General features: G+C 73.0%; 5 protein-coding genes and 1 tRNA gene. 1 reads left to right on the top strand and 5 read right to left on the bottom strand.

Features of this window, described 5'->3' with window-relative positions:
* Positions 1 to 5: 5 nt before the first annotated feature.
* From OSB71_RS21170 to OSB71_RS21160, 3 genes are all read right to left on the bottom strand, one after another.
* Entirely contained in the window at positions 6 to 2,708 is a 2,703-nt protein-coding gene (locus OSB71_RS21170; RefSeq protein WP_265950338.1) for a DNA translocase FtsK, read from the bottom strand.
* Positions 2,709 to 2,831: 123 nt separating this feature from the next.
* Positions 2,832 to 3,506 carry a response regulator gene (locus tag OSB71_RS21165; protein ID WP_265950336.1) on the bottom strand — a complete coding sequence of 225 codons (675 nt, stop codon included), beginning with the start codon at positions 3,504 to 3,506 and terminating at the stop codon, positions 2,832 to 2,834.
* A gap of 307 nt (positions 3,507 to 3,813) precedes the next feature.
* Positions 3,814 to 9,390 (bottom strand): HAMP domain-containing protein, encoded by a 5,577-nt coding sequence (locus tag OSB71_RS21160; protein WP_265950335.1) that lies wholly within the window; start codon positions 9,388 to 9,390, stop codon positions 3,814 to 3,816.
* 390 nt (positions 9,391 to 9,780) lie between these two features.
* Here OSB71_RS21160 and OSB71_RS21155 point away from each other — a divergent pair, with 390 nt between their 5' ends.
* Complete coding sequence (locus OSB71_RS21155; RefSeq protein WP_265950333.1) at positions 9,781 to 12,402, top strand: SpoIIE family protein phosphatase; 2,622 nt, start codon at positions 9,781 to 9,783, stop codon at positions 12,400 to 12,402.
* A gap of 84 nt (positions 12,403 to 12,486) precedes the next feature.
* Here the strand turns inward: OSB71_RS21155 and OSB71_RS21150 are convergent.
* Positions 12,487 to 12,562 (bottom strand) — tRNA-Thr (locus OSB71_RS21150).
* A gap of 82 nt (positions 12,563 to 12,644) precedes the next feature.
* Positions 12,645 to 13,331, bottom strand: a complete 687-nt coding sequence (locus tag OSB71_RS21145; RefSeq protein WP_265950332.1) for a DegT/DnrJ/EryC1/StrS family aminotransferase — start codon at positions 13,329 to 13,331, stop codon at positions 12,645 to 12,647.
* Between the last annotated feature and the right edge of the window lie 88 nt (positions 13,332 to 13,419).

Here is a 13,419-nt window from a genome sequence, read left to right as displayed (position 1 = left end):
CTGCCTCACGCCTCCCCGCGGATGGTGGCGATGACGCCGTCCAGGTCCTCCGGCTTGACGAGCACGTCGCGGGCCTTGGACCCCTCGCTCGGACCGACGATGTCGCGGCTCTCCATCAGGTCCATCAGCCGCCCGGCCTTGGCGAACCCCACCCGCAGCTTGCGCTGGAGCATGGAGGTGGAGCCGAACTGGGTGGAGACGACCAGCTCGGCGGCCTGGCACAGCAGGTCCAGGTCGTCGCCGATCTCCTCGTCGATCTCCTTCTTCTGCTTCTGCCCCGTCGTCACGTCCTCCCGGAAGACGGGGGCCATCTGCTCCTTGCAGTGTCCGACGACGGCGCGGATCTCGTCCTCGGTGACGAAGGAGCCCTGCATGCGGGTGGGTTTGCCCGCCCCCATGGGCAGGAACAGCCCGTCGCCCTTGCCGATGAGCTTCTCGGCGCCCGCCTGGTCGAGAATGACGCGGCTGTCGGCCAGGGAGGAGGTGGCGAACGCGAGCCGGGAGGGGACGTTCGCCTTGATCAGACCGGTGACGACGTCCACGGACGGGCGCTGGGTGGCGAGCACGAGGTGGATGCCCGCGGCCCGGGCCAGTTGGGTGATGCGCACGACGGCGTCCTCCACGTCGCGCGGGGCCACCATCATCAGGTCGGCCAGCTCGTCCACGATGACCACCAGGTACGGGTAGGGCGCCAGCTCCCGTTCGCTGCCCTCGGGCGCGTTGATCTTCCCGGCGCGGACGGCGGCGTTGAAGTCGTCGATGTGCCGGAAGCCGTAGGCGGCCAGGTCGTCGTAGCGCAGGTCCATCTCGCGCACCACCCACTGCAGGGCCTCGGCGGCCTTCTTGGGGTTGGTGATGATCGGGGTGATCAGGTGCGGGATGCCCTCGTAGGCGGTCAGCTCCACCCGCTTGGGGTCGACCAGGACCATGCGCACGTCCTCGGGGGTCGCCCGCATCAGGACGGAGGTGATCAGGCAGTTGATGCAGGAGGACTTGCCGGAGCCGGTGGCACCCGCGATGAGGATGTGCGGCATGCGGGTGAGGTTGGCGTTGACGTAGCCGCCCTCGACGTCCTTGCCGAGCGCGACGAGCATCGGGTGCTCCTCGCCCTGGGCCTGCGCCGAGCGCAGCACGTCCCCGACGTTGACCATCTCCCGGTCGGTGTTGGGGATCTCGATGCCCACGGCGGACTTCCCCGGGATCGGGGAGATGATGCGCACGTCGGGACTGGCGACGGCGTAGGCGATGTTCTTCGTCAGCGCGGTGATCTTCTCCACCTTCACCGCGGGCCCGAGCTCGACCACGTAGCGGGTGACGGTGGGTCCGCGGGTGAAGCCGGTGACCGAGGCGTCCACCTTGAACTCGGTGAAGACGGTGGTCAGCGAGTCGACCACGGCGTCGTTGGCGGCGCTGCGGGTGCGCCCCGGGCCGCCGCGCTCCAGCAGGTCCAGCGAGGGCAGGGCGTAGGTGATGTCCCCGGCGAGCTGGAGCTGCTCCGCGCGCGGCGGCAGGCGGTCGGCGGAGTCGGGCGCGGGCTTGGTCAGGTCGGGCACCGCGCCGCTCGCCCCGGTGCTCGGCCCGCGTGCTCCCGGCGCCCCGGCGAGGTCGCCGGAGTGCTCGGCGTCGTCGTGGCGCTCGGCCGAGACGGTGGAGCTGAGCCCGGCCACCAGGGGCGAGGGCTGCACGCCGTGCAGGAGGGCGCCGTCGAGGTCGGCGGCGGCCGCGGCGGCCAGGTCGACGGCGTCCAGCGAGCTGCCGTCGCGGCGCGTCCCGCCCTCCGCGCCGAACGCGGGCCGTGCGGCGGGGCGCTCGGACCCGCCCGCGGCGCGGCGGCCGCGGCGGCGCCCGTCCAGGGCCGCCTTCTCCGCCTCCTCGGCGCTGGTGTCCTTGCGCAGATCGGCCCGGCGCTGCCGCGGCGGCGCCCCGCCGGACTCCGCGTCCGGCTCCGGCTCGGCGACGACGCCCAGGCGCACGCCGAGCCGGCGCAGCCGCTGCGGGATCGCGTTGACCGGGGTGGCCGTCACCACCAGCAGGCCGAAGACCGTCAGCAGGACGAGCAGGGGGATGGCGAGCACCTCGGTGACGGTGAGGATCAGCGGCTTGGACGCGGCCCAGCCGATGAGTCCGCCCGCGTCGCGCAGCGCGTCGTCGCCCTCGCTGCGGCCGGGCGCTCCGCAGGCGATGTGCACCAGCCCCAGCACGCCGACGACGAGCGCGGACATGCCGATGACGATGCGCCCGTTGGCCTCCGGCCGCTCGGGGTGGCGGATCAGCCGGACGGCGAGCGCGCCCAGCAGCACCGGCACCAGCAGGTCGAGCCGGCCGAACGCGCCGGTGACCAGCATCGTGATCAGCTCGCCCACCGGGCCGCGCAGGTCCGACCACGTGCCGGCGGCGATGACGATGGCCAGGCCCAGCAGCAGCAGCGCGAGCCCGTCCTTGCGGTGGGCCGGGTCGAGCCCCCTGGCCCCGCCCACTATCGCGCGGAGCACGGCGCCGACGGCGTGGGCGACGCCCAGCCAGATCGCGCGCACCAGGCGGAAGATGCCGCCCGTCGGGGACGGCGCGGGCTTGGGCGGCGCCTTCCTGGCGGGCGCCTTCTTCGCGGGCGGCTTGCGCTGCGTGGCCTTCTTCGCGGGCGGCCTCGCGGCCGCCTTCTTGGCGGGCACCTTTCCCGCGGCACTGCTGCCGGACGTACGTGAGGCCATGGTGGTGAGGTTACCGCCGTACGCCGCGCGAGGCACGGACGGACCGGCGGGCGCCGGGACACGGCGCCCGGCCGCGGGTGCACGGGCCGGGCCTGACGCCCGCTCAGGGCGGCGGGGCGTCAGTCACTGCTGGGACGGCACCGAGGCCGGGCTCCCGTCCGTGCCCGGCTCCAGGGCGTCAAGTGCGCGGCGCAGCCCGGAGAGCTTGCGCTCCAGGTGGGCCGCGGTCGCCACGGCGCCGGCGTCCGCGTGGTCACCGAGCTGCTTGGACAGCGCCTCGGCCTGCTCCTCCACGGCCGCCAGGCGGGCGGACAGCTCGGCCAGGACACCCGCCGGGTCCTGCCGCTCCTCGGCGCCCGCGCCGTTCTCGAGCTGGAGCCGCAGCAGCGCGGCCTGCTCCCGGAGCTGGACGTTCTTCATGTACAGCTCGACGAAGACCGACACCTTGGCGCGCAGCACCCAGGGGTCGAACGGCTTGGAGATGTAGTCGACCGCGCCGGCCGCGTAGCCGCGGAAGGTGTGGTGCGGGCCGTGGTTGATCGCGGTGAGGAAGATGATCGGGATGTCCCGGGTCCGCTCACGGCGCTTGATGTGCGCGGCCGTCTCGAAACCGTCCATGCCCGGCATCTGGACATCCAGCAGGATCACGGCGAAGTCGTCCGTGAGCAATGCCTTGAGCGCTTCCTCCCCTGACGATGCCCGCACCAGCGTCTGATCGAGCGCGGAGAGGATCGCCTCCAGCGCCAGCAGATTCTCCGGCCGGTCATCGACCAGGAGGATCTTGGCCTTCTGCACCATGGCCCGTCCTCCTCGCCCCGGTGGCGCCCGAAGGCGCCTCGTGTGGGGACGTCTCTCTCTTGCGCCGCCCGTTCCTGTGCCGGTCATGGTAGCCGCACGCCGCGGACCGCCACACCCTGTCACCGGGATGTCACTGTGCCACTGCGAGAACGCTCCGGGGAACCACGAGGTTCCCCGAACACCGCGGTTCCACCCGGAACCGGCCACAGTCAGTCAACATACATCCCTTCGGGGAAGCCGCACATATCAGCCCTGCCGCGGCTCGGCCCCGCCGCCTCCCGGCGCCGCGTTCCGGCCCCGCCGCGCCTCACCCCCGCCGCATCCACTGGGACATCACCGTCAGCAGGTGGTTCGGCTCGACCGGCTTCGTCACGTGGTCCGAGGCGCCGGCCTGGATGCTCTTCTCCCGGTCGCCCTTCATCGCCTTCGCGGTGAGGGCGATGATCGGCAGCCCGGCGAACTGCGGCATCCTGCGGATCGTCTGCGTCGTGGCGTAGCCGTCCATCTCCGGCATCATGATGTCCATCAGCACCAGGGCGACGTCGTCGTGCTGCTCCAGCACCTCGATGCCCTCGCGCCCGTTCTCCGCGTACAGCACCTGGAGCCCGTTCTGCTCCAGCACGCTGGTCAGCGCGAACACGTTGCGGACGTCGTCGTCGACGATCAGCACCTTGCGGCCCTGGAAGGTGCTGCGGTCCGGCGGCACGGCACCCTCGGAGGCCGGCGCGGCGGGCCGCTCCCGGGCCTCGGCCGGCTCGGCCGGGCGGGCGGTGCCGTCCACGGCCCCCGTCGGCCCCGCGGGCGCCGCGGGCTCCGCCGCCGGCTCCGCCCGCGCCTCGGACTCGGGTCGCGGCTCGGCGGCCGTCCGCGCGTCCGCCTCCGGGTCCGTCCGCGGGTCCGGCTCCTTGGCCGGGGCCGGGGCGAGCTGCGGGGTGTGCGGGGCCGCCGGGGCCTGCGGGAGCGCGGGCGGCACGGCGGCCTGGGTGGCGTGGCCCGGCTCGGAGACGCCCGGCAGGGCCAGCGGGGCCCCGTCCGGCTGTTCGAAGCCCGGCGGCGGCAGCTCCGTCGGGTTCAGCGGCAGGTACAGGGTGAACGTCGAGCCGCGTCCCGACTCGCTGACCGCGCCGATCTCGCCGCCGAGCAGCCGCGCGATCTCCCGGCTGATGGACAGGCCCAGGCCGGTGCCGCCGTACTTGCGGCTGGTCGTCCCGTCGGCCTGCTTGAACGCCTCGAAGATGACCCGCATCTTGCTCTGCGCGATGCCGATGCCGGTGTCCGTCACCGAGAACGCGATCAGCTCGGCGTCGGCGTCCCGCAGGGCGCCCTGCTCCAGCATCTGCTGCCGGATGGCCACCGGCACGTCGGCCCGCGCGGGGCGGATCACCAGCTCCACCGCGCCGCTGTCGGTGAACTTCACCGCGTTGGACAGCAGGTTGCGCAGCACCTGCAGGAGCCGCTGCTCGTCGGTGTGCAGGGTGGGCGGCAGCTCGGGCGAGACGCGCACCGAGAAGTCGAGGTTCTTCTCCGCCGTCAGCGGCCGGAAGTGCGCCTCGACGTAGTCCACGAGCTGCACCAGCGCGATGCGCGTGGGGCTGACGTCCATCTTGCCCGCCTCGACCTTGGACAGATCGAGGATGTCGTTGATGAGCTGGAGCAGGTCCGAGCCCGCCCCGTGGATCGTCTCGGCGAACTCCACCTGCTTCGGGCTGAGATTCCCCTCGCCGTTGTCGGCCAGCAGCTTGGCGAGGATCAGCAGCGAGTTCAGCGGCGTGCGCAGCTCGTGCGACATGTTCGCCAGGAACTCCGACTTGTAGCGCATCGAGACCGCGAGCTGCTCGGCGCGCTCCTCCAGCACCTGCCGGGCCTGCTCGATCTCGGTGTTCTTGATCTCGATGTCCTGGTTGGTCTGCGCGAGCTGCTCGGCCTTCTCCTCCAACTGCGCGTTGGAGTTCTCCAGCGCCCGCTGCCGGTTCTCCAGCTCCACCGAGCGGTCCTGGAGCTGTTCGGTCAGCTCCTGGGACTGCTTGAGCAGCATCTCGGTGCGGGTGTTGACGCTGATCGTGTTGACGCTCGTGGCGATCATCTCGGCGATCTGGCTGAGGAAGTCCTTCTGGATCTGCGTGAACGGCTGGAAGGCCGCCAGCTCCACCACGCCCAGCGTCTGGCCCTCGAAGACGACCGGGATGAGGATCACGTCGGCCGGCGGCGCCTGCCCGAGCCCGGAGGTGATCTGCAGGTAGCCGGGCGGGACGGACTCCATCATGATCGGCCGCTTCTCCGCCGCCGCCGTGCCCACCAGGGACTCCCCGGGCGCGAAGACGGCGGGCATGTTGCCCGGCGCGTAGCCGTACTGGCCCAGCAGCCGCAGCTCGTAGGCGCCGTCGCCCTCGCCGACGCCGGCCGTCTCGGCCGCGCCGCCGGTGGGCACCGCCAGGAAGAACGCGCCGTGCTGCGCGGAGACGGCCGGGGCCAGCTCGCTCATGATGAGCTGCGCGACGTCCTTGAGGTCGCGGCGCCCCTGCATCAGCCCGGAGATGCGGGCCAGGTTGCCCTTGAGCCAGTCCTGCTCGCGGTTGGCGAGCGTGGTCTCGCGCAGGTTGCGGATCATCTCGTTGATGAAGCCCTGCAGCTCCAGGATCTCCCCGGCGGCGTCCACGTCGATCTTCACGCCGTGGTCGCCGCGGGTGACGGCCGTGGCCACCTCGGCGATGGCGCGGACCTGGCGCGTCAGGTTCCCGGCCATCTCGTTCACCGACTCGGTGAGGTCCTTCCACGTACCGGCCACGTCGCGCACGCGGGCCTGGCCGCCGAGGATGCCGTCGGTGCCCACCTCGCGGGCGACCCGCGTCACCTGCTCCGCGAAGGAGGAGAGCTGGTCCACCATCGTGTTGATCGTCGTCTTCAGCGCGAGGATCTCGCCGCGCGCCTCGATGTCGATCTTCTTGGTGAGGTCGCCCTTGGCGATCGCCGTCGTCACCTGCGCGATGTTGCGCACCTGGCCGGTGAGGTTGTTGGCCATCATGTTGACGGACTCGGTGAGGTCCTTCCACGTGCCCGAGACCCCCGGCACGCGCGCCTGACCGCCCAGGATGCCGTCCGTGCCCACCTCGCGGGCGACGCGGGTGACCTCGGCGGCGAAGGACGACAGCGTCGTCACCATCGTGTTGACGGTGTCCGCGAGCTGGGCGACCTCGCCGCTCGCCTCGACCGTCACCTTCTTGGTCAGGTCGCCGTTGGCGACCGCCGTGGCCACCTCGGAGATGTTGCGCACCTGGCCGGTGAGGTTGTTGGCCATGAGGTTGACGTTGTCGGTGAGGTTCTTCCAGATGCCGGAGACGTCGCGCACCTGCGCCTGGCCGCCGAGCTGCCCCTCGGTGCCCACCTCGCGCGCAACCCGCGTCACCTGCTCGGCGAACGACGAGAGCTGGTCCACCATCGTGTTCACCGTGGTGACCAGCGCCAGGATCTCGCCCTTGGCGTCCACGGTGATCTTCTTCGACAGGTCGCCCTGGGCGACCGCGGTGGTGACCTCGGCGATGTTGCGGACCTGGGAGGTGAGGTTGTTCGCCATCCCGTTCACCGACTGGGTGAGGTCCTTCCAGGTGCCCGCGAGCCCCTTGACCTCGGCCTGGCCGCCGAGGATGCCCTCGGTGCCCACCTCGCGCGCCACCCGCGTGACCTGCTCCGCGAACGAGGAGAGCTGGTCGACCATCGTGTTGATCGTCGTCTTCAGCTCCAGGATCTCCCCACGCGCGTCGACCGCGATCTTCTGGGAGAGGTCGCCGCGCGCGACGGCGGTCGCCACCTGCGAGATGTTGCGCACCTGCGAGGTGAGGTTCCCGGCCATGCCGTTCACCGAGTCGGTCAGCTCGCGCCACACGCCCGCGACCCCGGGCACCTGCGCCTGGCCACCGAGCCGGCCCTCGTTGCCGACCTCCACGGCGACCTGGGTGACCTGGTCCGCGAACGACGAGAGCTGGTCGACCATCGTGTTGATCGTGTTCTTCAGCTCCAGGATCTCCCCGCGCGCGTCGACCTGGATCTTCTGCGACAGGTCGCCGCGGGCCACCGCCGTCGTCACCTGCGCGATCTGCCGCACCTGATCGGTGAGGTTGCTCGCCATGGAGTTGACGGAGTCGGTGAGGTCCTTCCACGTGCCGGAGACGCCGTCCACCCGGGCCTGGCCGCCGAGGCGGCCCTCGGTGCCCACGTCCCGGGCCATCCGGGTGACCTGCTCGGCGAAGGCGGAGAGCTGGTCGACCATGGTGTTCACGGTGTTCTTCAGCTCCAGCATCTCGCCGGAGACGTCCACCGTCACCTTCTGCGACAGGTCACCGTTGGCCACCGCCGTCGTCACCTGCGCGATGTTGCGGACCTGCCCGGTGAGGTTGCGGAACGCGGTGTTGACGGAGTCCGTGAGGTCCTTCCACGTCCCCGCCGCCCCGGGCACCTGCGCCTGGCCGCCCAGGGTGCCCTCGACGCCGATCTCGCGGGCCACCCGCGTCACCTCGGCGCCGAAGGCCGAGAGCTGGCCCACCATCGTGTTCACGGTGTTCTTCAGCTCCAGCATCTCGCCGGAGACGTCCACCGTCACCTTCTGCGACAGGTCACCGTTGGCCACCGCCGTCGTCACCTGCGCGATGTCCCGGACCTGTGCCGTCAGGTTGCGGAACGCGGTGTTGACCGAGTCGGTGAGGTCCTTCCACGTCCCCGCGACGCCGGGCACCTGCGCCTGGCCGCCCAGGATGCCCTCGGTGCCCACCTCGCTGGCCGCGCGCGTCACCTCGTCGGCGAACGTGCGCAGCGTCTCGGTCATCGTGTTGATCGTCTCGGCGAGCTGGGCGACCTCGCCGCGCGCGTTGACGATCACCTTCTGCGACAGGTCGCCGTTGGCGACCGCGGTCGTCACCCGGGCGATCTCACGCACCTGCGAGGTGAGGTTGCCCGCCATGAGGTTGACGGAGTCCGTGAGGTCCTGCCACACGCCGCCGACGCCCTCGACCCGCGCCTGGCCGCCCAGCTCGCCCTCGGTGCCCACCTCGCGGGCGACGCGCGTCACCTCGGACTGGAAGGAGGAGAGCTGGTCCACCATCGTGTTGACGGTGTTCTTGAGCTCCAGCATCTCCCCGGCCACGTGCACCGTGACCTTGCGCGACAGGTCGCCCTTGGCGACCGCCGTCGTCACCAGCGCGATGTCGCGCACCTGGGCCGTCAGCCGGGACGCCATGGTGTTCACGGAGTCCGTCAGGTCCTTCCAGGACCCGGACATGCCGCGCACCTTGGCCTGGCCGCCGAGCTTGCCCTCGGTGCCGACCTCGCTGGCCACCCGCGTCACCTCGTCGGTGAACACCGAGAGCTGGTCCACCAGCCCGTTCACCGTGCGGGCGACCTTCAGGAACTCCCCGCGCAGCGCGTGCGGCGGCGACCCGTCCGTGCCCTGCACCCGCAGGTCCATGCGCTGGCCCAGGTCGCCCTCGGCGACGGCGGTCAGCACCCGCCCCACCTCGGACACCGGCCGCACCAGGTCCTCCACCAGCGCGTTCGAGGCGTCCACGGCGGCCGCCCAGGAGCCCTCGCAGGCCCCGGCCTCCAGCCGCTCGGTCAGCTTGCCCTCCCGGCCGACGACCCGGCGCACCCGCGACAGCTCGTTCGTCAGGTGCAGGTTCCGGTCGGCGACCTCGTTGAAGATCGCCGAGATCTCCGCCATCGGCCCCTCGCCCGCGACGGTGAGCCGCTTGCGGAAGTTGCCGTCCCGCATCGCCACCAACGCGACACGGAGCCGGTCCAGGGCAGCCCTGTCCACTTCGACGGTCCCGCTCCTGCGGGTCCGTCCGCCCTTCGGTCGCGTACCGGCGCTCGCGCGCACCGCTCCGCCAGAGTCCACCGCGTCCCTCCTGCAGGGTCGACATACCGCCCGGCTGCCTGGGCCAACTTCCCTAGTGTTTCACCTCGCCCCGAGGTGGCGATAACAGTTCGGCAGCATCGCACACCCCGCGCCGACCGGCCCGCGAGGGGACGCGTCCCCCGCCGCCCCCTCCGGCGGGGGAAACACGCGCGACCGGCCCCCGCGCGACCGGCCAACGTCAGTACCCTTGCCTCCGGCGGCCGAGCGAGTTCGGCGGGCACGATGACGGGCACGAAGACGGGTACAGGAAGGGCCGGGGTGGATCAGCAGAGCACCAGGCCGGGGCGGACCGCGCACGTCGGGCCGCAGCGAAGCCCCGGCAGCGGCCCGTCGCGGGCCGGCCACACCGACCAACCCCTGGGGAGCGCAGTGATCACGGCACGGGCCGCAGCCACCTTCGAGCCGGTCGGACGGTCGGTCGCTGCCGCCCGCGCCTTCGTGCGCGACACCCTCCAGGGCTGGGGCCTGTCCGACGTCGTCGACGACGCCGTGGTCCTCACCAGCGAACTGGTCACCAACGCCGTCGTGCACGCCGGGACCTCCGCCGAGGTGCGCTGCCTGCGCGACACCGGCGGCGTCCGCGTCGAGGTCGTCGACCGCTACCCCGACCGCGAGGTGCCCCTGCGCGACGAGACCCACGCGCCGCCCGGACCGGACCGCGAGGGCGGCCGCGGCCTGCTGCTGTGCGCGGCGCTGGCCGCCCGCTGGGGTGTGGACTACACCGCGGGGGACAAGCGCGTGTGGTTCCGCCTCGACCTGCCCGAGCGCCCCGTGGGCACCCGGGCCGCCGGGCCCGCGCTGCCCGACGAGGCGCTGCCCGTCGCCGACCGGCGGGTGCGCGTGGCCGTCGTCCAGGTCGACAGCGCCGGGCGCGTCGCCGCGTGGAACGACGACGCGGCGGCCCTGACCGGCCGGCCGCCCGAGCGGGTCACCGGCCGGCCGCTGACCGACTTCGTCGCCTGGCCGCACACCCCCGGCACCGGGACCGGCATCGCCGAGGCACTGCTCCTCTCGCGCTGGGAGGGCACCTACGGGCTGCGCGGCGCCGACGGCCGCACCCTCCCCGTCTACGCCTCGCACCTGCGCATCCGGGACGCCGAGGGCGAGCCCTCCACGGTCTGCTTGCTCGTGCGCGACCACGAGCGCGCCGTCCTGCAGAGCCCGCTGCGCCCGTCCACCGACTCCGGCCAGGGCCCGAAGACCGGCGCTGCCGAGAGCCGCGAGCGCACCGCCGACGCCTTCGAGACCTTCATCGGCTCCCCCGCCCCCGAGGACCTGGACGGGCTGCTCCAGCGCACCGTCGAGCGGGCCCGCGACATGCTCGACGGCGACGCGGCGTTCCTGCTGCTGGCCACCGACGACGAGACGGAGCTGGAGGTCCGCGCCTCCACCGGGCTGCCCGCCGCCCGGCAGCGCTTCGCCCGCGTCCCCGTCGAGGCGGGCAGCGGCCGCTACGGCAGCGCCCGGCTGCCGTCCGTCCACGACGACGTCACCGCCGTGCCCGGCGCTGCGCCCCTGCTGGACGACACCGGCATGCGCGCGGTGGTCACCGTGCCGCTGAAGGTCGAGGGCCGCCTCACCGGCTCGCTCGGCGTCGCCGCCGAGACCCCGGGCCGCTACAGCAACGAAGAGGCGCTGCGGCTCCAGTTCGCCGCCGACCGCATCGCCCTGGCCGTCGAGTCCGCCCGCCTCACCGAGCTGGAGCGGCTGCGGCGCGGCTCGCTCTCCTTCCTCGTGGAAGCCTCCGACCTGCTCGCCGGCACGCTCGACCGGGACCAGACGCTGGCCCTCATGGCGCAGATGACGGTCCCCACGCTCGCCACCTGGTGCGCCGTCTACACCATCGCCGAGCCGAACGCCGAGCCCGAGCTCTCCTACGTGCTGCACGAGGACGAGGACCGCATCGACGACCTGAAGGCACTGCTCACCAAGGTCTCCCCGCCCGAGCCCGTGCTCGCCCCCGGCGCCCGCGGCTGGTCGGCTCCGGCCGACGCCGCCCACTCCAGCGCCATGCGCACCTCGATGCGCAGCCTCCTGCTCGGCGACGACACCGTGGCCGCGCCCGGCGCCACCCTGGCCACCGCGTTCGCCGTCGGCGGGGAGACCGTCGTCCTGCCGCTGGTGGCCCGCAACCGCGTCATCGGCATGCTCACCCTCGGCAAGCCGACCGACGAGCGGTTCCGGCAGGAGATCCTGGAGCTGGCCGAAGACCTCTCCCGCCGCGCCGCGCTCGCCCTGGACAACGCGCGGCTGTACTCCGAGCGCACCGCGATCAGCCAGTCCCTGCAGCGCAGCCTGCTGCCACCGGAGCTGCCCGAGGTGCCCGGCGTGGAGGTGGAGGTCATCTACCGCGCGGCCGGCGAGGGCAACGAGGTCGGCGGCGACTTCTACGACCTCTTCCCCATCCGCGAGGGCGCCTACGGCTTCGCGATCGGCGACGTCTGCGGCACCGGTCCGGAGGCCGCCGCCGTCACCGGTCTGGCCCGGCACGCCCTGCGCCTGCTCGCCCGCGAGGGGTTCACCGGGCCCGCCGTCCTGGAACGCCTCAACGCCGCGATCCTCGACGAGGGCGCCCGCAGCCGCTTCCTCACGCTCCTGTACGGCGAGCTGTGGCCGCAGGCGGAGGGCGGCGCCCTGCTCAAAGTCGTGTGCGCCGGGCACCCGCTGCCGCTGCGACTGCGCCAGGACGGCAGCGTGGAACCGGCCGCCGAACCGCAGCCCCTGCTCGGCGTCATGGAGGACCTCGAACTCCACGAGCAGACGTTCACCCTCGACCCGGGCGACGTCCTGCTGTGCGTGACCGACGGCGTCACCGAGCGCCGCGAGGGCACCCGCATGCTCGGGGACGACGGGCTCGCCGAGTGCCTGACCACCTGCACCGGGTTGAACGCCGGCGCCGTCGCCGCGCGCGTCATGCGCGCGGTGGAGCGCTTCGCCGCCGACGCCCCCTCGGACGACATGGCCATCCTCGCGATGCGCGTCCCGGAGTGAGCTCGCCGCCGCGGTGCCTCCACCGCGGCGGTGACACACGCCGAAGGGCCCGACCGCATGCGCGGTCGGGCCCTTCGGCGTGTGTGGAGCCCCAAAACGGAATCGAACCGTTGACCTTCTCCTTACCATGGAGACGCTCTGCCGACTGAGCTATTGGGGCGCGTCGACGGAGTCGATCATACCCGATGCCGGGGCCCGCGCGGACCACCGCCCGCCGGGCCGCGGGCGCCGGTCCGCGCGGTTCAGCAGGCCGGTTCCAGCACCAGGCCGCCCAGCGCGCGGCAGGCCGAGACGAGCCGGTGCACCTCGCGCCGCGTCATGGCCTCGTGCAGCGGCAGCGCCAGCGCCTCGGCGGCGGCCCGCTCCGTCTCCGGCAGCCACGCCCCGCTGCGCCGGGGGCCGACGCGGTGCGCGGGGACGGGCACCGGCACCTCGGCGGCGATGCCCCGGGCACGCAGCGCCCGGCGGAAGGCGTCCCGGTCCGGACGGCCGTTGCCGGGCACCCGCACCACGTACCGCGCGTAGGTGTGCTCCCGTCCCGGCAGCGGCTCCGGGGTGACGAGCCCGGTGAGGCGGGCACCGAGGTGCGCGGCGAGGCGACGGCGGCGCGCGGCCGCGAGCGACGCCGCCCCGGGCTCCGCCCCCAGCTCGACCACCGGCACCTGCCGCCGGCGGGACAGCTCAGCGAAGCCCGGCCGGTCGGGAACCTGCCCGAAGAGCGCGAGGGGGACGACGGCGGCCGTGCGCGCGGTCACGGCGCGCTCCGCGGCCGCCGGGTCCAGGCAGAAGCCGACGGGCTCGATGTCCGCGAAGACCGGGACGGCACCCAGCGCCAGCACGGCGTCGGCCACCCGTGAGCCGCCGAACGACGGCAGCACGACCTCGTCCCCGGCGCCGACGCCGGCCGCGGCCAACTCTGAGGTTCCCATGGGCACGATGCTCGCTACCCGACATGAACGGCCGGTGAAGGAACGCAGAAAAGCCAGGGGCCCCGGACTGAAGTCCGGGGCCCCTGGC

This window comes from Streptomyces marinisediminis (genome assembly GCF_026262575.1).
Taxonomy (GTDB): Bacteria; Actinomycetota; Actinomycetes; order Streptomycetales; family Streptomycetaceae; genus Streptomyces; species Streptomyces marinisediminis.
Note: the sequence above shows the minus strand (reverse complement) of the source record. Positions and strands in the feature narration are given on the sequence as shown.

Coding starts and splice junctions, on each gene's coding strand:
- OSB71_RS21170 (WP_265950338.1), bottom strand. CDS start 2,708: ATGGCCTCACGTACGTCCGGCAGCAGTGCCGCGGGAAAGGTGCCCGCC.
- OSB71_RS21165 (WP_265950336.1), bottom strand. CDS start 3,506: ATGGTGCAGAAGGCCAAGATCCTCCTGGTCGATGACCGGCCGGAGAAT.
- OSB71_RS21145 (WP_265950332.1), bottom strand. CDS start 13,331: ATGGGAACCTCAGAGTTGGCCGCGGCCGGCGTCGGCGCCGGGGACGAG.